Here is a 17,600-nt window from a genome sequence, read left to right on the forward strand (position 1 = left end):
GGGTGGAGTTGAGCAGTTAATCACGGGCGCGTGGTCGGACCGAACCGGGCGTTCGGCGGAGTGGCTGGCGGGAATTGTGGTCGGGATTGTCGTGGTGGGCGACTCTCTCGATTTCCGGTGTTACACGCGTCCTCTATCTTTCTACGTCGGTCCGGCCTCTGGTCGGGGCTGGTGCTCCTCTTCAGTGCGGCCGGGCTTGTGCCCGCTTTCGCCGGGCCAAACTTGTTTGTCGTGCGGCCGGCCGAGACATTGCTGCGACTCACCTACGCGGCGCCGGGTGAGACCGTGGAGTTCATCGCTCCGCCGGTGCGCGATGAACCGCCGGCATGGCCGGGAGACTTCCAATGGTTCAAGGATGATGCAGCCCTGCCGGGCGAAACCACGGCGACCTTGACGCTCGCCGCGGTCACCGAAGTCGAGGCCGGCAACTATCGCCTGCGTTACACCTCGCCCGACGGAGCCGTGGAATGGTCGCAAACGATGCCGCTGAACATTTTCCGCGCTCCAGCCAGCGGGGTGGATACGAGTTTTACCGCGGATCTGCCGGACGAGGCCGATCTGCCCGCGGTGCTCGGATTGTTTCCCGACGGCAGCTACCTGGTCGAGGCGCGGGTGCCGGCGGAAACCGAGCATACGACGGCGGAGATAAGCGGTATCATTGGTCGGTCGTGGCCGAGCGACTGGAAGGTCCGGCTCAACTATTATCGGTTGCGGGAGGACGGGAGCCGGGTCGCGGACTTCGCGATTCCGGCCAGTGCCGGTCCGGTGCTGGCGCTGCTCCCCGATGGATCGATGCTGACGCGCCACGCCCCGTTTCGCTTTTCCAGCGCGAGCGAGGCGCTGTCGCTGCCGAGGCCCGCGGGATGGCCTGTGCCGGAACGTCTGGAGGACGTGGCCCTCGATTCGACCGGGGCGGTTTATTACGCGCAGGGCAACCGGATCGCGCGGTTGCCCGCTCCCTATGCCGTGGCCACGGGATTCTACGTTGATCCTGACAGCGAGCGCACGGTGGTCGCGTTGGCCGTGGACGCCTTCGACCGCTTGCTGGGGGAGACCCGCACGCCGTTGGTGCTCAGCCCGGGTGCTCCGCCGTTCTACACCTTTCAACGCACGCTGCGGCGGTGGCTGCCCGACGGGCGGTTGGACGCGACGTTCAAGCCGGGCCTGGGCGGCTTGGCCCCGGTTTTTGCCGAGAGCGAAGTGGCCTCGCTGCCGTCGCCATGGAGTGGATACGTCGCGGTGCGGCGCTTTACGGGGGCAAGGTTGGAACCGCGCATGTCGTTCTACCATGGCGATGGCACGCCTTGGTCTGACCTGACGCCGCCAGCCCTCCTTGGCGGTTCACGCCAGGATGCGGTGGCGGTGTCACGCCCGATCAATCGCTTCATGGTCCTGATGCGTTCACGGGGGGACTCGTGGCTGGCGCCGACGCCGGGTTATGATTGGGTCTCGTTGGAGGAGGCGGGCTACGAACGTGATCCGGCGCAGGACAGCGGGACGCCCGACCTGGCGGGCGAGGTCGGGTTCCGGGGGTGGACGGAGGGAGACCTGGTGCAGCCTTATCAATTTGCCACCACCGGTTACATGGTGGGCGGACGCTTCGAGGGCTGGGACGGCCATCGGAGCCCGAAGCTCGTTCGCCTCTACACCGGCGGATTCAACCGCACGCGCTCGCCGTTTGCGGTGATCGAGGCGCGCGGAGACTACCAGGCCACCTGGTGGAACGACGCGACGCCGGGTCCGGCGCAACCGGCGCCGATTTACGTGCCGAATGGCGAGGAGAACCTCACGCTCACCTGCGTCCTGCACGGCTTCAAGGACACCTACTCCTACACCCTGGAGTGGATGGCCCTCGACGGCCAATCACTGCCGGCGGCGCGCACGGGTCTGCAATTAAAACTGGGGCGGCCGAAGGCCAGCAATCTGGGCCGCTACCAAGTGCGGATCCAGCTCGGCGGCATGACCGTCCTGAGTTCGGTGATCGAACTGACCACCGAGGGCCAGGATGTGTCGCTGTCCAACCTCTCGGCACGGATGCCGGCCGGCAGCGGTGACGCGACTTCGATCGCGGGCTTTGTGGTGGCAGAACCGACGACGATGTTGGTGCGGGCAGTCGGACCGGAGTTGCAGCAATGGGGCGTCGAGGAGTGGCTGCGGACGGCCGGATTGCGGGTGTTTGACGCGGCGGGCGGTCAGCTCTCGGCGCCCGGTCTTGGGCAGGATGCGGCGAGTGCGGCGATGGGCGTGCAGGTCGGCGCCTTCCCGCTCGATAACGTGCAAGGCCAAAGCCAGGGCAGCACCGGCCTGATGGCCACCTTTGAGCCGGGGCGGTATTCGGTCCATCTGCGCGGCGACGCGGGTCCAAAGGGAAACATTGGTTTGCTGGAACTGTATGGGGACAACGTGGCGGTGACCGATGGCCGCTTGCGCAACCTTTCCGTGCGCACGACGGCGACCTCGCCGGCGGTGCCGGTGAGCTTGGGATTTGTGGTGCATGATCCGCAGCGCTTGGATCGCCGGCTGCAGCTCCTGGTGCGGGCGGTGGGTCCGGGCTTGTTGGCGCATGGGATCGAGCAGGTGGCGGCCGACCCGGTGCTCACACTTTACGACCTCGAGGGTGACGTTGTCGCGATCAATGACAATTGGACCAGCGACCCCACGCGCGCTTCATCGATTCGCACGGCGATGAATCAGGTGGGAGCGTTTGCGCTGGCCGAGGGCAGCGCCGATGCCGCGCTGCTGGTGGACTTGCCGCGCGGGGTCTACAGCGCGGTGGTCACCGATCGCGGCGCGAGCACGAACGGGGTGGTGCTGGTCGAGGTTTACGTGGTGCCGGCCGACTAGCGGCTCAGTTTCCGCGCGGGGCTTCGACCGGCGTGGTGTCCGGCAGCTCCAAGGTGAACGCTGCCGGCAGCACGGGGTGAGTTGGATCGAAGGGCGGCAAGTCCGCGGCCAAATGCGTGGCGATGGGCAGATCGGCCGCGCGCAGGCCGTGGGCGATCGCCAAGGCGAGTTGATAGGCGCCGTAGGCGTTGTGATGGGTGGCATCCTTACCGCCATTGGCGAAGGCGCGGGGCGCGAGCTCGGGGCCGAGGGCTTCGTAGAGCGCGATACTGGTGCGGTTGAGGTCGATGAGCGCGACGTGCTCGGCAACGGCGAGCTCGCGCACGGCTTGCGGGTAGTCGCCGTGAGTGGGGCGAATGTGGCCGTCGGCGGTGAAGTTGCGCCGTTCGGGCGAGGTGACGAGCACGGGGGTGGCGCCGCGGAGGCGAATCTCAGCGAGGTAGGTGCGCAGGTAGGCGGGGTAGGTGGTATGGGCTGCAGCGTAGGTTTGGGGCCATTGGGCCTTGGAGTCGTTGTGGCCGAACTGGATCAGCACCGTGTCGCCGGCGCGCAGGGTGGAGAGCACCAGGTTGAGACGATTGGTGAAGAGGAAGGATTTGAGCGTTTCGCCGGACTCGGCGTGGTTGGCGACGGCCACGGTGCCGTCAAACATCCGCGGCAACATCTGGCCCCAACTGGCGTAGTCGCCGCCCTCCTGATCGGTGACGGTGGAGTCGCCGAGGAGGTAAATCATGGGCAGCGTTTCGGGGGCCGGCGACACGTCGTTGAGTCGGACGGCGGGGGAAGTGCCGGTGAAGGCGAGTGAGAGCTGGTCATCCCAGCGGGCGAGTCCGTGCTCGCGGGGATTGAGTTCAACCGCGGTCGCGCCGGGGGCGTGCGGCGGCGGCGGGGTGAGGGCCGGGGTTCGTGTATTCACCACGAACCTACGCTGCAGAAATTGGCCGGGGGTGGTCGTGATGGTTTCCAGCAGCAGTTGGCGCGATTCCGCCCAGACCGTTGTGGTGGTGGCGCGATCGGCCGCGCCGAAGGTGAGGGTGATGCGGTGATTGCCGGGAGCGGCGCGGACCTGAATGTCGGGCGCGGCAAAAGCGCAGGTGGTGGCGAGCAGGAACCAGGGCAATTGGCGGATCATGATGGGCAGAGGTTGCCGCCTTCGACGGTGAGCGCGGAAACATCGTCGAGGAGAACGGGCGGGCGTTCGTCGGGGGTAGTTTGGGTCACGGTTACGTTGTGGAGCGAAAGTCCGCGCACATGGCGGGCGAAGAGCGCGGAGGCGGGCAAGAGTCCAAACATGCTGGGCTCGGGGTAGGCAGCGGGGCGTTCGGGGACATCGGCGATGCCGATGCCGCGCGGTCCGGTCACGCCCGGTTCGTCGGTGCGCAGGAAGAAGGCGTTCACGTGCTCGTGGGACTGCGCCTCGACGTCAGCCAGCGCGATGCCGCCCTGCGCGCAGACGCGGATGTTTTCCAGGGTGATGTTTTCCAGCGGATGGCCAGGCAGGCCGCTGAGCAAAAGCGGGAAACGGCCGTCGACCCGGCGGGCGGTGAGGTCGCGGATCGTTACGTTGCGGAGCTTGCCGACCGGGGTTCCGCTGGGACCGCGGGCGCGGTGGCCGAGGCGAAGAAAAATGGCGCTGTTGGTGACGTCCTCGAGGTCAAGGCGGTCGGCCGTGACGTCCTCGATGGTGGCGCCGTCGACGGTTTCGAGGGCTAGGCCGCGGGAGCGGCGGAAGGTGCAGTCGCGGATCGTGATGCGGCGAAAATCGCCGTTGGATTCGGTGCCGATTTTGATGCGACCGGTGGGGCCATCGCGGTCGGGCGCATGGGTGGTGCTGGTGCCGTAGGTGCCATCCAACACCGTGCCGACATCGTAGCCACTTACGGTGCAGAGTTCGATGGTGATGTCCTCGCAGGGGCGCAGCTCCCCGAGGGCAAAGCTGGTCTTCAACACGATGGCGTCGTCGAGCGGCGCGTTGACGACATTGTTCGTCATACGAACATGGCGACAGCCATCGATATCGAGGCCGTCGCGATTGGTGTCGATGAGGAGGCCGGAGATTTCGAGGTCTTCGCAGCCGGTGGCAAGCAGGGCGAAGTGACCGCCGCGGTGGAGGCGAAAGTCGGTCAGGCGCACGCCGCGGCAGTTGCGCAGCCCGATGGCTTTGTTGCCGTGGCCGAGCGGGTCGGCGACGGTGTCGCCCTGACCGGAGGAAACGGTGATTTTGGTGCCAGGGGCGGCGGTGCCGTTGGGTCCGGGATCGCCTGCGGCGGTGGTGTAGGTGGCGTGGCGCAGCAGGCCGCGGCCGTCGATCAATCCGGGGCCGGTGATCGCAATGTCAACGAGGTCGGTGCCGTGAATCAGGCTGTTGGTCCAGTGGCTGTGTCCAAAATCCTGATACTGCAGCTCGTCGCCCCACGGGTTGGGTTCGGGCAGGTCGTAGCCTCCCAGTTCTGGTGACGGAGTGGCGGCCAGCAAAGTGGCGCCGGCTTCGAGATGCAGGGCGACGTGGCTGCGCAGGTGGAGGGTGAAACTCAGGTAGGTGCCGGCGGGAAAAACCACCGTGCCGCCTCCGCCGGCGGCCGCGGCGTCGATCGCGCGTTGGATCGCGGGCGAATCGAGCGTCGCGCCATCGCCGATGGCGCCGTGATCGGTGACCTTGCAGGTGGGGAGGGGCATGGAAGAGGCGCAGCGTGCGGTGGCGGGCGGCGCCGGTTAAGGGTAGGCGGTTAGGACAGTCCGAGATCGAACTGGGCGCCGGGGGATTGGCCGCGCGGGGTGAGGCAGGCGGGGTCGTCGTGGGCGGGGGAGTTGACGTAGGGATCGAGGGGGGTGGCGGACATCCGGTCGGCGTCGAATGGGGTGATGAGGGCCGTGGCGCCGGTTGCGTCGAGCTCGGGATCAAGCCAGGTCTTGGCGGTGGTGTCGTCGAGCAGGACCGGCATGCGATCGTGGATGCGCGCGAGCAGGCGGTTGGGCGTGGTGGTGAGCACGGTGCAGCTTTCGATCACGGCACCGTCGGTGGGATCGGTCCAACGGTCCCAGAGGCCGGCGAAGGCGAGTGGACCGCGGTCGGCGCGGGCGAAAAGCCAAGGCAGGCGGTCGCGGCCCGATTTTTCCCATTCGTAGAAGCCGCTGCAGGGCAGCACGCAGCGCTGGCGTTGGCGCCACGCGGTGCGGAAGGAGGGTTTTTCGGCGACCGTTTCGGCGCGGGCGTTGATGAGCGGGGCGGACGGTGCCGTGCCTTCGCGGGCCCAGTGCGGAATGAGGCCCCAACGCAGCGCGGTGGCTTCACCGAGGGCGAGTCCGCCGGCGTTGGGGGCGCGTCGCAGCGCGGTCACCGGTGTGGCCGGCGCGATGTTGAAACGATCGCGGCCATCGGCCAACTGCCCCAGCGGAATGCCGAGGCGCTTGGACAGGTTGATGGCGTCACCGAGCTTGAGGTGAAAGCGGGAGCACATGCCGGGATTTTCGATTTTGGACGTTTGATTTTTGAATGGCGGGTCGGAACGCGGACTTTGTCTGGTGGAGGGTTTTTAACCGCGACGAGCGCGAAGGGGCGCGAAGAAAAGATAATGCGTCATGCGGCTGGCTTCGCGAATCTTCGCGTCCTTCGGGTGGTGCCTGGGCTTGGTTCGACGTTTCACAAGAGGTCGAGCTGGGTGCCGCCGGGGCGACGGAAGGCGGTGGTGTTGAGCGCGGGCAGGTCGGGAGCGAGGCCGGCGCGGCGGCGGGCGACTTCAAAGAGGTTGTGCAGGTTGTCGGCGTGAGGGCCTTCGCCGCGCATGCGGGTGCGCCATTCCGTGACGTTGAGGTCGCCGCCGCGCAATTCGCGCACCCGGGAGAGGACGCGGTCCTTTTTGGTGGGATAGTGGGTGTCGAGCCAGTCGACGAAGATCGTCTTCACGGTGTGGGGCAGGCGCAGCACGATGCGGCTGGCGGAGCGCGCGCCGGCGTCGGCGGCGGCTTGGAGGAGGGTCGGAATTTCGTGATCGGTGAGACCCGGGATGATGGGGGCCAGCATGATGCCCACGGGCACACCGGCGTCCGTGAGGCGGCGGATGGTGTCGAGACGGGCGGCCGGGCGGGCGGCGCGGGGTTCGAGGCGGCCGGCGAGTTCGGGGTCGAGGCTGGTCATGGTGATGAGCACGCCGATGCCGTTCCACGCCGCGAATTCGCGCAACAGGTCGAGATCGCGGGTGATGAGCCGGTTTTTGGTGACGATGCCGACGGGATTGCGCAGCTCGAGGGCGACCTCGAGGCATTGGCGGGTGAGGCGGAAGTGGCGCTCGCAGGGCTGGTAGCAATCTGTCGCGCCGCTGAAGGCGAGGGGCTCGGCTTGCCACGACGGTTTGCTGAGGGCCTCGCGCAGCAGGGCGGGGGCGCGGCGTTTGACGAGGATCTTGGTTTCGAAGTCGAGGCCGCTGCTCCAACCGAGGTATTCATGGTAGGGCCGGGCGTAACAGTAGGCGCAACCGTGTTCGCAGCCGCGGTAGGGGTTCACGCCGAAGGTGAAGGGCACGTCGGGGCTGTCGTTGCGCGAGAGGATGGACGCGCTGGCGTCGTCGAAGAACTGCGTGGTCGGCGCCAGGCGCTCGGCGGGATCCTCGCCCCACGTGTCGGCGTCGAGGTCGGGATCGCTTTCGACGTGGATCCGCTCGAAACGGTTGGGCGGATTCACTGCCGCGCCGCGACCGCGCGTGGTGTGGCGCGGGAGGTGGGCGGCGGAGGGGTCGGGCATGGGAAAAGTAAGGACTAGGAAGGAGGAAGTTGGAAGCTGAGATGAGGAGAAGCGGGGTTGCGATGGCACTCCGGGCGGCGCACGGTGTCGCTTTGCCGTGATGCCGAAACGATTGTTGTGCTGTTTTATCCTAGTGCTGGGGCTGCTGCCAGAGGCGGCGCGGGCTGAGGTGGATCCGGCGGCGGATGAGCTGAGTCATCTGCTGGAGTTGCAGCACGAACTGCTTGGTCGGGCGGCGATGGCGGCCTACCAGGAGGAGGTGGAGTCGCTGCGACCGCGACTGCAGACCTTGATTTTCGACTACGAGCGCTTCCTGCGCACTTACCCGAAGAACGTGGAGGGCATGATCGCCTACTCGATGTTGCTGGGCAACGCGCTGGTGGATGAACGGGACCGGGCGGAAGCCTTGCTGCTGCGCGCCAACACGCTCGATCCCAACCTGGCCGTGGTGAAGAACCAGCTCGGCAAGTATGTGGCCGAAGCCGGGCGGCCGCTGGAGGCGATCAACTACTTCCTCGCGGCGGCGGAGCTGGAGCCGGAGGAGCCGCTTTACCATTTTCAGATCGGCCAACTGCTGGCGGCGGCGCGGGGCGATTTTTTAAGCAGCGGTCAATGGACACCGGAGCAAGTCGACACGGCAATGGTGCACGCACTGGAGGAGGCGGTGCGGCTCGACCCCGACAACTTCGCCTACGCCTACCGTCTGGCGGAGTCGCATTACGACGTGGAGCATCCCGATTGGCCGGCGGCGTTGGCGGCATGGCAGGCCCTGGAGACGCGGGCGGCGGAGGATCCCCTACGTCAGCAGATGGTGCGATTGCACGAAGCCAATGTGTTGCTCGCGATGCAGCGGCTCGATGACGCGGAGGCGATCTTGGCGGAGAGCGTTCAAAAGCCTTTGCAGGAGCAACAGGCGGCACTGGTGGCGAAGCTGGAGCGTTTGCGGAATCCGGCGGAACCCGAGGTGGCGGCGGATGAAAAACCGGCCGCCGCGACGACCACGGTAAACGTGCCGGCGTTTCAAGCGGGGGCGGTGGATGGGATTGGCGACCTGAATGCCTCGACGGTGGTTGAAATCGCGAAGGAGTTGCCGGCCGAGCTGCCGATCGCGCCTTTGGGGGAAACCGAGACCGAGGGCACCGAAACCGAAATGGAACCCACACGGGAGCAGCCGTGATCCGGGTCGCTGACCGATTGATGTTTCCCCGCGCCGGATCGCGCGCCTAGTTTCGTCCGCTCATGCCGTCCCCGTTGAACAAAATCGAGCGTTGGTTGGAGCCCTTCGCGATCCGCAACATCACGCTCTACCTGGTCATCGCGCAGACCTTCGTGATGCTCACCGACCTGCTGCGCATGGTGGACCTCCGGATGCTGTATCTGGTGCCGGCACTGGTGCTGGATGGGGAGGTCTGGCGGCTCTTCACGTTTGCTGCGATTCCGCCGCCCCCGGGTTTGTTCGGTTATTTGTTCACCGCCTTTGGGATTTATCTTTTCTACCTCTACGGCAGCGCGCTGGAGCACTACTGGGGCACGCTGCGTTACAACCTCTTCCTGCTGGTGGGCTATCTGCTGACAGTGGGTTTGTCGTTCGTGACGCCCAATGACGTTGCCAGTAACCTGTTCCTAGGGGGCACGGTGTTTCTGGCCTTCGCGTTCTTGAATCCCGACTTCGTGTTGCAGCTATTCTTCATTCTGCCGGTGAGGATCAAGTGGCTGGCGATGATCATGTGGATATTTTACGGCCTGCAGTTTGTTTCGGGGGGATTGGCGGCGAAGCTGACCATCGTCGCGGCGACGGGTAACTTCTTCATCTTTTTCAGTCGCGACCTCTTGGAGCGCGTTCGGACCGGTCGCCGCCAGGCGGTGCAGCAGGCCGAACGCGTGCGCGTGCGTCAGGAGTTGGCGGGGCCGATGCACACCTGTTCGGTTTGCGGGCGAAACAGCAACACCGACATCGACCTCGGCTTCCGCTACCGGACCGAAGGCGACAAGGAAGTCTGCTACTGCGAAGACCACCTGCCGCCGCGGGAGTGACCGGGTGGGCTGGAGACTGGGTTTTACAGGAGGCAACAGAGGGAAACTGAGCCGATGCAACGTGGTTGTTTTACAGAAGGAAACGAAGGGCACAAAGAGAGCGGCGGGCCTTCGTTCTCTTCGTTGCCTTCTGTGAAAAAAGTGCAGGCTGACGGCTCTGTTCTCCTCCCTTTCCTCCTGTGAAAAAAAACGCCTCCAAATTGAACCGTGAAACCGCCGGGTTGCGCACGCCGGCGGATTGGCTGGCGTGGGCGGAGGACGCGTATGAGCGCCATGGTTTGGTGACGGCGCAGGTGGCGGACAATGCGCACGACGAGGCGCTGTATCTGATCCTGCACACGCTCGGCCTGCTGCTGGACAGCAAACCCAAGGTCATGCGGCGGACGCTGGCGGCGGCGGAGGGCGATCGCCTGCGCGCGGTGTTTGGCCGGCGCATCCTCGAGCGGATCCCGGCGGGTTACCTGACCCGGGAGGCGTGGCTCGGGCCGTATCGCTTCTTCTGCGACGAGCGGGTGCTGATTCCGCGCAGCTATTTTCTGGAGCTCATTCCCACCCTGGCCGATCACCTGCCGCGCGGCACGAAGGTGCGCGAGGTGGTGGATGTCTGCACGGGGTCGGGCTGTCTCGCGATCCTGCTGGCGCATGCCTTCCCGGCGGCGCGGGTGGACGGGGTGGATCTCTCGGCCGACGCGCTGGAGGTGGCGAAGATCAATGTGCGCGACCACGCGGTGGGCGATCGACTGACCCTGCATCGCAGCGATGTCTTCGATGGCGTGCCGCTGCGCCAGTATGACATCATTCTGAGCAATCCGCCGTATGAGCCGAGCGACCTGTGTGACGATTTGCCGCCGGAGTTCGACCATGAGCCGCGGCTCGCGTTGGACGGTGGTGTGGATGGACTCGACATCGTGCGCAAGCTGTTGCGGCAGGCCGTCGATCGGCTGCAACCGCACGGCATGGTGCTGCTGGAAGTGGGGGAGTTGCGTCCCGCCATGGAGCGGGCCTGGCCGAAGCTGAAGATGGAGTGGCTGGAGACCTTTGATGGCAGCGACTGCTGCTGCCTCATCCACGCGCGCGACCTGGCGCGGGGAATCAGGGAATGCTGATCTTCGCTAATCGGCGCTGAGTTCATGAGCGAAGATCAGCGTGGATTGGCGTTCCTCCTCGCTTACGGTTCGTCTTCGACGACGGTGGCTTCGCCGATTTCGACCTCGGTCTTGAACTGGCGAATGATGCGCGAGCTGTCGCGGCCGAGGTAGCGGGAGGCGACGGAGAGCATGGCGTCGAGACGGTCGATGAAGGGCGGCCCGTCGGCTTCGACGTTCACGTGGGCGCGCCAGAGCCAGGGAATCTTCTTGTCGCCGTAATCGGTGCCGAAAGGGTAGGCGAGGATCACGATGTAGTGGCGTGGGTCGAGCATGTCTTCGGTGAGGTCCTGGCGGAGGGTGCGGCCGACGATGGTGGCATCAAGCAGGCGAGCGTGGTCGAAGCCACGGGTGTAGCCGAGGATGCGGGCGTTGGAGGACCACACGCGGGAGTCTTCGAGACTCGGGCGGCCCAGCGGAAAGTTGACGGTGTTGGTGCCGGTGTCGGCCCAGGACGGGAGCGTGGTCGTGCCAGCGCGGACGACGAGGAGTTGTTCGGCGTCCTCCGAGTCGTCAGCCAGGATGAATCCATTGGCCTCGAGATTGGCGACGAGGGTGGTCGAGATGCGTTCGGCGAAGTCCTGGCCCTGGATGTTCGCGTCGGAGGTGAGTTCGAAGGATTTGTCCCAAGCGAGGGCGTAGCGGATGGGGGCAAAGGAGCCGTCGTCGAGTTTCTCGCGGCGAAAACCGCGTCCGGTTTCGGCGAAGACGGTGATCTTGGTCGACGACTGGGCGGCAAGGTCGGCGGCGAGCAGGAGAGTGAGTAGGACCAGGGGCAGACGCATGGATGCAAAGAAGCTAACCGGTTTTGCGACAGGCGCACGCGCCAAGAGTTCATAAGAGATGGTCGGCACCCGAAAGCCGGGCCGCAAAATCGTTATGATTCGCGGTTTGAAGTGGCGCGGGGGAACCGCTCTCATCGCGGCCATGCATCCGAGTTCGGACGATGAAGCGATCCTGGCCATCGAACGGCCACACCCTGATTTGCGGAAGTATTACGTGGTCGCGTCCTTTGTGCTCGGACCGTTGTTCTTCATTCCGCTGATCTACGGTCTGATCCGGTTTCAGACGATGCGCTATCGCTTCACCGACGAGGGAATTTCGATGAGCTGGGGCATCCTGTTTCGGCGGGAAATCATCATCCAGTATTCACGAATTCAGGACATTCACCTCCGGTCCAATGTGGTGGAGCGCTGGCTGGGTCTGGCCCGGGTCCTGGTGCAGACGGCGAGTGGCAGTGCCAACGCGGAGATGACGCTGGAGGGACTCAAGGAATTTGAGGCGGTGCGCGATTTCCTCTACAGCCGCATGCGCGGCGTGAAGGACGAGGTGAAGGCACCGCCGTTGCCGCGGGTGCCGCATGCGGCGGCTCCGGCCGCGGGGGGGACCGCAGCGGAGTTGGCGCCGGTGTTGCGGGAGATCGCGACGGAGCTGCGCGGTCTGCGCGAGGATCTCGCCCGGTTGCGGGAGGGCGGCTCGTGATCAAGGCCCTGGAGGCCCGGTTGATGCGGGTGTTGCGGGTGCCGGGTGAGCCGGCGCCGCCGGCGGGCGCGCCGGGCTCGCTGCGCGTGTTTCGGGCGGGACGCAACTACGTGCGGCTGAAGTTTGTCGGCTGGGTGGGGGCGCAGTTGGCCGCGATCTGGGGTATTTTGGTGTCGGTCTATTTCATCCGCGAGGTCGAGTATCAGATGCAGGTCGAAGCGGCGGCGGCGGAGCGGCGGGAGGAGACAGACGCGCCGCCACCGGTGTTGGAAGAGGTGGAGCCCGGGGTTTACGTGACGCGGCGGCCGGGGGAGGATCTGGATCGCGAGGCGGTGGTGCGCGGTTTGGTCGGGGGCGAAGTGGAGCGGCGCGATGTGATTCATCGGCTGCTGGAACGTTTCGTGCCGCCGCCGGTGTATCACCTGGCCCGGCACACGCCGCCGAAGGTTTTCTTTTGGATCATGTTGGCCGAGGCCGTGGGTCTGGCGGTTTTTGTGGTGCAGTTCTTCTGGTCCCTCGGGGCGCTGTGGCTCGATTACACGCAACGCTGGTATATGGTGACCGATCGCAGTCTGCGGCTGCGCTGGGGCATCGTGAAGATCCAGGAAACCACCATGAGTTTCGCCAACCTGCAGCACGTGACGGTCAAGCAAGGACCGTTGCAGCGACTGCTCAAGCTGGCCGATGTCGAAGTGCGCTCGGCCGGTGGGGGCAGCGGCGGCAACGAGATGGAGCAGAAGGATCAGATGCACCGCAGCGTGTTTCACGCGGTGGAAAACGCGGCGGAGATTCGCGACCTGATTCTGGCGCGGTTAAAACGGTTTCGGCAGGCGGGTCTGGGCGAGCCGGATGATCCGAACGATCATGGTCCCGCGCCCGCGGTCGAGATCGCGGCAGCGGCGGCTGGCGAGGGCGTTGGTGACGATGGGATCGCGGCGGCGCAGGCGGTGTTGGCCGAAGTGCGCGCGCTGCGGGAGGCCTTGCGGTAAAGGCGCCTGGCATGGCGGAGGCGCGCACGAGATTCGGATCAGGGGTGTTCGGCGGCATCGAGCGCTTTGGCGCGCGCCTGGCGCTGTTGGAGCCGGGTGGTCGGGCGTGGACCTTTGCGGAGCTGGTGGTCGAGGCGGACCAGTGGGCGGCGAGTTATCTGCCGACGACGGGGCCGCGTGGTCTGGTGGCAATCGAGATGGCGGCGGAGATGGCGCCGATCGCGGCGTTGATTGGCGCGAGTCGGGCAGGGTGGCCGGTGCTGCTGTTGGCGGAGGAACGGCTGGCGACGGAGCCGCGGTTGCGGTCGCGCTTTCAGCCGGAGCTGGAGTTCACGCGGGAGTCCACCGGTTGGATGGTGCGGCGCGAGGTGTGGCGTGAAACGGCGAGGCCGGCCACGGTGCTGGTGGAGCCGCCGCCCCTGCCGGGGGAGACGGAGCCGTTGGTGCTGGAGGAACCGGAGCCAGCGATCCCGGCGGAACCGCATGGTGAGCTGGCGGTGTTGTTGCCGACCTCGGGCTCCACCGGTGAGCCGAAGTTGGTGCGGCTTTCGACCCGCAATCTGGTGAGCAACGCGCTGTCGATCGCGTGGTATCTGGACATCACACCCGAGGAGCGTGCGATCACGTCGTTGCCCTTGCATTACTCCTACGGGCTGTCGGTGCTGACCTCGCATTTGCTGGCGGGAGCGTCGTTGGTGCTGACCTCGCACGGGGTGCATCAGTCGTGTTTTTGGGAGGACTTTGAAATGGGCGGCGCGACGAGTTTGGCCGGCGTGCCGCTCATGTATGAGACGCTGGCGTCGATGGGGTTGCTGGAGCGCGGAATTCCCGGGCTGCGCACCCTCACGCAGGCGGGTGGGCGGCTGGATCCGAGCTTGGTCAAGCGCTTTGCAACGTGGGCGCAGGACCATGGCGCGCGCTTTTTTGTGATGTATGGTCAGACCGAGGCGGCGCCGCGCATGGCGTTCCTACCGCCGGAGCGAGCGGTGTCGCACAGCGATTGTATCGGGCAGGCGATTCCCGGTGGCTTGTTGCGGATCGAGGACGCGGAAGGCGAACCGGTCGACAACGCGGGCGAGCGAGGTGAGTTGGTTTATCGCGGTCCGAATGTGATGATGGGTTACGCGACGGATCGCACGGATCTCGTGCGTGGGCATGAGCTGGCGGAGTTGCGCACGGGTGACGTGGCGGAACGAACGGCGGACGGACTTTTTCGCATCGTGGGTCGCTCGAGTCGCTTCGTGAAAATCGCGGGACTGCGCATCGCTTTGGATGGCGTGGAGAGCGATCTACGGGAGGCGGGATTGGTCGCCAAGGTCGCGGGAGATGATGCGCGGATTGTGATCGGCGTGGTGAACGCGATGCCGCCGTCGGGACTGGCGGGGGCGTGGGCGCGGCGGCTGGGCGTGTCGGCGCGGGCCGTGCGCGCGGTGCGTTTGCCGGAGGTGCCGCAGTTGGCGAACGGCAAGACCGACTATCGGGCGATTCTGGAGGCCGGTGGGCCGCCGGCGCCGGAGGTGGGGGATTCGCCCCTGCGGCACGAGTTGGCGGCGATTCTCGGGCGCGAGGGTTTGCGCGATGAGGAGTCGTTTGTGTCGGCCGGCGGTGATTCGCTCAACCTGGTGGAGGGGGCGATCGCGGTGGAGCGGTTTTACGGCGAACGGGTGCCCGGCTGGGAGACGATGCCGGTGCGGGAACTGTGTCGGGAAAATGCGGATACGTTGCCCGAGCGGGGACGGGATGATCCCTTGTTGGTGGCGCGTTCGATGGCGCTGTGGCTGGCGATGACAGCGCACGTGGTGTTCAAGTTCGACCTGTGGCGCTGGATTCCGAAGGCACTGGTCGCGACGGCGTGGGCGACGCCGTTGTTGCTGGTGGTGTTCGGCATCGGCTTGGCGCGGAAGTTTGCGCGCGGGAAGCTGCGGCTATTTGGCGGCGCGGATGGGACGCCGCCGCGCTTTGGCGAATTGGCGGGGTGGTGCTGGCCCTTGGCCGGAACGTATTACGGCGCGATTTTCATCACGGTGGTGGCGCAGGGCATCGGCGGGGAGATGGAGTGGGACAAGGTGGGGCGGGCGCTGTATTTCAACGCCGAGGGCATCTACGCGGGCATTTGGATGACCTATTTCTGGATGGTGCTGCTGGCGCCGTTGCTGATTTGGCCGGTGCTGCGTTGGCGGATCTTCGGTATCCTGTTGGTGACGGTGCCACCGTGGCTCGCGTGGGACTGGCTGACGCGGGCGGAGGAGGTGAACTACTTCTGGGGCCACGTCGCGGGTTGGGGCGGCGTGACCGGGCCGAGTGTGTTGCACGCGACGACCTTCGTGGTGTTCGGCTTTTTGTTGGGCGCGTTGAGCAGTCGGTTGCTGCGGGTCGTGCTGGTTGCGGCGGTGGTGGGCTGGACGGTGTGGATTTTCGGCAAACATCTGGACCGGCTGGGGCTGGAGACGGTGTGGCAGTTGATCGCCTTCCAGGAATACCGGCGACTGACGCATCCGGTCTACATGGCCTTCGGTGCGACGGGCGCGGTGGTGTTCCTCGCCATCGGCTGGGTTCTGGGACGCATCCCACGATCGCCGGCGTCGTTGCGGGATATTTTCTACAGCTTCGGGCGCAGCTCGGTCTTCACCTATGTTTTCGGCAACCTCATCCTGATCTTCACGCCGCAGTGGGAGAACATCGATCTGACGGGGGGCTTGATCTACGGGGCGGTGTTCCTGCTGGGGCTGGCGTTGGTGACTGATGATGTGACGCGTTGGAAGCCGCGGGTCTTCGGTCGGCTGGCGCGTTGGTTGCGTGCGGGTAACCTGTGGCTCATGCGCGTGATGCGACCGCGGACCGCCGCGTTCAGGACGCGACCGGAAGCACCATCAGAAGCACCGCGATGATCACAGCGCTGCCCAAGCCGACGGCGAGCAGCCACGGCCGGCGAGCGGCGGCGATGCGGTGGAGCCAGGCGGTGTGCAGCGCGAGGTGGGCGAACACGAGGGCAACGAGCACGTAGCCGGTGATGGCATGGAGTTCGCCCCAGTCGTGACGGCCGAGACCCAACAGGGTGAGATCGTGGCCGGCACGGCCGCGGGGCAGGCGATGGTCCATGATCCAACCAGTGCCAAAGAGGAAGGCGCCGGCGAGCAGGAGCGTGAGGTTGAGCGAACGATTGAGTAGCGTGCGAGAGGAGGCTTTCACGCGGCCATATGACGAACCCTAGGCGAAAAGGAGACGGGTGCGGGGACGAAGTGCCGGCGGGCGGGGGCGGACCGTTTTGGCCTCAGGGAAGGTTGCCCCGAAAGAAACGCAGCGGACAAACGCCCCCGGATTACGATTTTTGGCCGAAGAGTTGGAGGACGGCGGCGCGGCCGGTGTGACCGTTGCCCTCGATGACGTCGCGTTCAATCTCGTGGGCGATTTTCCAGGTGAGGCCGGGAAACTCGGTGACGAGGTCGGCGCTCGACATGAGCAGAGACGGATTTTTAACCGGGCCGCCGGTGAGGAACTTCACTTGGTCAGGCGTGTAGGCTTCGAGAATGAGGTGTCCGCCGGAACGCAGGCCGGCAGCGGCGCGGGCATGGACCGCGCGGCGGAGGTCAGGCGGCAGGTGACAGAAGATGGAGACGACGAGGTCCCAGGCATCGGGCGCGATGGGGTAGTCCGCCAGGTCGGCCGCAGCGGTGGTGATGGCAACCCCTTGTTGCGCGGCGAGGGCGGCGGCCTTGGCGAGGCCGGTGCTGCTCTGGTCCACCGCGGTGACCCGATGTCCTCGTCCGGCGAGGTGCACGGCGTTGCGGCCTTCACCTTCGCCGAGACAGAGCACGTCGCCGGGCGGGAGGTGGGTCGCACAATGAGCGAGGAAGGTGTTCGGCGCGGTGCCGAAGACAAAGTCGGCACCGGCGGTGCCGTAGCGATGATCCCAAAAATCAGGACCGAAGGTCGGCGCTGGCGGAGAATCGCTCAAGGCGCGGAGACGGTGCGCGTGGGCAGATCGGCGGCCTGCCAGTCGCGGAAGCCGCCCACGTTGGCGACGGTGTAACCCTCGGCGGCAAGCAGCGCGGCGGCCTGGCCGGAGCGGTTGCCCGAACGGCAGTAGAGCAGCAGCGGGGTGGACTTGGCTTTGGCCTCGGCGAGCACCTTGGCCCAAGTGGTGCGGTCGCCGCGCAGATCGCTGAGGGAAAGGGTGAGGGCCGGCTTGGCGACTCCGGACTCGGCCCACTCGGCGGGCTCACGCACATCGATGAGCAGGGCTTCCCCTGCTTCGACGCGGGCGGCGGCTTCGACGGGGGAGACGCGCGGAACTTCAGGCTGAGCGCAGGCGGAGAGCGTCAGGGCCAGGGCGAAAGGGAGGAGGAGTTTGCGCATGGCGAAGATGGG

The 17,600-nt window shown here is 66.1% G+C and carries 15 protein-coding genes; 7 read left to right on the forward strand and 8 right to left on the reverse strand.

What is annotated here, in order from left to right:
• Nucleotides 1-198: 198 nt before the first annotated feature.
• Nucleotides 199-2,844: an immunoglobulin domain-containing family protein gene (locus AC0MRV_RS09425; RefSeq protein ID WP_472764213.1), complete on the forward strand. Its 2,646-nt coding sequence runs from the start codon at nt 199-201 to the stop codon at nt 2,842-2,844.
• 4 nt (nt 2,845-2,848) lie between these two features.
• Here the strand turns inward: AC0MRV_RS09425 and AC0MRV_RS09430 are convergent, their stop codons facing one another.
• The 4 genes from AC0MRV_RS09430 to AC0MRV_RS09445 all read right to left on the reverse strand — a co-directional run bounded on the left by AC0MRV_RS09430 (nt 2,849) and on the right by AC0MRV_RS09445 (nt 7,582).
• Nucleotides 2,849-3,976, reverse strand: a complete 1,128-nt coding sequence (locus AC0MRV_RS09430) for a rhamnogalacturonan acetylesterase (RefSeq protein ID WP_472764214.1) — start codon at nt 3,974-3,976, stop codon at nt 2,849-2,851.
• Entirely contained in the window at nt 3,973-5,520 is a 1,548-nt protein-coding gene (locus AC0MRV_RS09435; protein ID WP_472764215.1) for a rhamnogalacturonidase, read from the reverse strand. The genes AC0MRV_RS09430 and AC0MRV_RS09435 overlap by 4 nt, the downstream gene beginning before the upstream one ends.
• 50 nt (nt 5,521-5,570) lie before the next feature.
• The gene (locus tag AC0MRV_RS09440; RefSeq protein WP_472764216.1) at nt 5,571-6,302 is read right to left on the reverse strand and encodes an SOS response-associated peptidase; all 732 of its coding nucleotides are present in this window, start codon (nt 6,300-6,302) and stop codon (nt 5,571-5,573) included.
• Nucleotides 6,303-6,484: 182 nt separating this feature from the next.
• Nucleotides 6,485-7,582, reverse strand: coding sequence for a PA0069 family radical SAM protein (locus AC0MRV_RS09445; protein ID WP_472764217.1), 1,098 nt, complete (start codon nt 7,580-7,582; stop codon nt 6,485-6,487).
• Nucleotides 7,583-7,679: 97 nt separating this feature from the next.
• Between AC0MRV_RS09445 and AC0MRV_RS09450 the strand changes: the two genes are divergently transcribed.
• From AC0MRV_RS09450 to prmB, 3 genes are all read left to right on the forward strand, one after another.
• Nucleotides 7,680-8,759 carry a tetratricopeptide repeat protein gene (locus AC0MRV_RS09450; RefSeq protein ID WP_472764218.1) on the forward strand — a complete coding sequence of 360 codons (1,080 nt, stop codon included), beginning with the start codon at nt 7,680-7,682 and terminating at the stop codon, nt 8,757-8,759.
• A gap of 62 nt (nt 8,760-8,821) precedes the next feature.
• Nucleotides 8,822-9,616 carry a hypothetical protein gene (locus AC0MRV_RS09455; RefSeq protein ID WP_472764219.1) on the forward strand — a complete coding sequence of 265 codons (795 nt, stop codon included), beginning with the start codon at nt 8,822-8,824 and terminating at the stop codon, nt 9,614-9,616.
• A gap of 179 nt (nt 9,617-9,795) precedes the next feature.
• A complete protein-coding gene (gene prmB, locus AC0MRV_RS09460; protein WP_472764220.1) occupies nt 9,796-10,722 on the forward strand; it encodes a 50S ribosomal protein L3 N(5)-glutamine methyltransferase in 927 nt (308 codons plus the stop codon).
• A gap of 62 nt (nt 10,723-10,784) precedes the next feature.
• Here prmB and AC0MRV_RS09465 read toward each other — a convergent pair whose 3' ends face one another.
• Nucleotides 10,785-11,546 carry a hypothetical protein gene (locus tag AC0MRV_RS09465; RefSeq protein ID WP_472764221.1) on the reverse strand — a complete coding sequence of 254 codons (762 nt, stop codon included), beginning with the start codon at nt 11,544-11,546 and terminating at the stop codon, nt 10,785-10,787.
• A gap of 142 nt (nt 11,547-11,688) precedes the next feature.
• Between AC0MRV_RS09465 and AC0MRV_RS09470 the strand changes: the two genes are divergently transcribed.
• Genes AC0MRV_RS09470 through AC0MRV_RS09480 form a run of 3 tightly spaced genes read left to right on the forward strand, consistent with a single transcriptional unit; the run spans nt 11,689 to nt 16,120 of the window.
• Nucleotides 11,689-12,243 carry a PH domain-containing protein gene (locus tag AC0MRV_RS09470; RefSeq protein WP_472764222.1) on the forward strand — a complete coding sequence of 185 codons (555 nt, stop codon included), beginning with the start codon at nt 11,689-11,691 and terminating at the stop codon, nt 12,241-12,243.
• A complete protein-coding gene (locus tag AC0MRV_RS09475; RefSeq protein ID WP_472764223.1) occupies nt 12,240-13,232 on the forward strand; it encodes a PH domain-containing protein in 993 nt (330 codons plus the stop codon). The genes AC0MRV_RS09470 and AC0MRV_RS09475 overlap by 4 nt, the downstream gene beginning before the upstream one ends.
• Nucleotides 13,233-13,276: 44 nt before the next feature.
• Nucleotides 13,277-16,120 (forward strand): AMP-binding protein, encoded by a 2,844-nt coding sequence (locus AC0MRV_RS09480; RefSeq protein ID WP_472764224.1) that lies wholly within the window; start codon nt 13,277-13,279, stop codon nt 16,118-16,120.
• On the opposite strand, the gene AC0MRV_RS09485 is transcribed toward AC0MRV_RS09480, so the two are convergent.
• The 3 genes from AC0MRV_RS09485 to AC0MRV_RS09495 all read right to left on the reverse strand — a co-directional run bounded on the left by AC0MRV_RS09485 (nt 16,080) and on the right by AC0MRV_RS09495 (nt 17,588).
• Nucleotides 16,080-16,421, reverse strand: coding sequence for a DUF4405 domain-containing protein (locus tag AC0MRV_RS09485; RefSeq protein WP_472764225.1), 342 nt, complete (start codon nt 16,419-16,421; stop codon nt 16,080-16,082). The genes AC0MRV_RS09480 and AC0MRV_RS09485 overlap by 41 nt on opposite strands.
• A 130-nt stretch (nt 16,422-16,551) precedes the next feature.
• The gene (locus tag AC0MRV_RS09490) at nt 16,552-17,187 is read right to left on the reverse strand and encodes a class I SAM-dependent methyltransferase (RefSeq protein WP_472764226.1); all 636 of its coding nucleotides are present in this window, start codon (nt 17,185-17,187) and stop codon (nt 16,552-16,554) included.
• Nucleotides 17,184-17,588 (reverse strand): rhodanese-like domain-containing protein, encoded by a 405-nt coding sequence (locus AC0MRV_RS09495; protein WP_472764227.1) that lies wholly within the window; start codon nt 17,586-17,588, stop codon nt 17,184-17,186. The genes AC0MRV_RS09490 and AC0MRV_RS09495 overlap by 4 nt, the downstream gene beginning before the upstream one ends.
• Nucleotides 17,589-17,600: the final 12 nt, after the last annotated feature.

It is taken from the genome of Actomonas spartinae, from assembly GCF_051209155.1.
In the GTDB taxonomy this organism is placed as follows: domain Bacteria; phylum Verrucomicrobiota; class Verrucomicrobiia; order Opitutales; family Opitutaceae; genus Actomonas.

What these genes read in the sequence shown, in the direction of transcription:
- AC0MRV_RS09430 (WP_472764214.1), bottom strand. Translation starts at nt 3,976, where the DNA reads ATGATCCGCCAATTGCCCTGGTTCCTGCTCGCCACCACCTGCGCTTTT.
- AC0MRV_RS09435 (WP_472764215.1), bottom strand. Translation starts at nt 5,520, where the DNA reads ATGCCCCTCCCCACCTGCAAGGTCACCGATCACGGCGCCATCGGCGAT.
- AC0MRV_RS09440 (WP_472764216.1), bottom strand. Translation starts at nt 6,302, where the DNA reads ATGTGCTCCCGCTTTCACCTCAAGCTCGGTGACGCCATCAACCTGTCC.
- AC0MRV_RS09445 (WP_472764217.1), bottom strand. Translation starts at nt 7,582, where the DNA reads ATGCCCGACCCCTCCGCCGCCCACCTCCCGCGCCACACCACGCGCGGT.
- AC0MRV_RS09455 (WP_472764219.1), top strand. Translation starts at nt 8,822, where the DNA reads ATGCCGTCCCCGTTGAACAAAATCGAGCGTTGGTTGGAGCCCTTCGCG.
- AC0MRV_RS09465 (WP_472764221.1), bottom strand. Translation starts at nt 11,546, where the DNA reads ATGCGTCTGCCCCTGGTCCTACTCACTCTCCTGCTCGCCGCCGACCTT.
- AC0MRV_RS09470 (WP_472764222.1), top strand. Translation starts at nt 11,689, where the DNA reads ATGCATCCGAGTTCGGACGATGAAGCGATCCTGGCCATCGAACGGCCA.
- AC0MRV_RS09495 (WP_472764227.1), bottom strand. Translation starts at nt 17,588, where the DNA reads ATGCGCAAACTCCTCCTCCCTTTCGCCCTGGCCCTGACGCTCTCCGCC.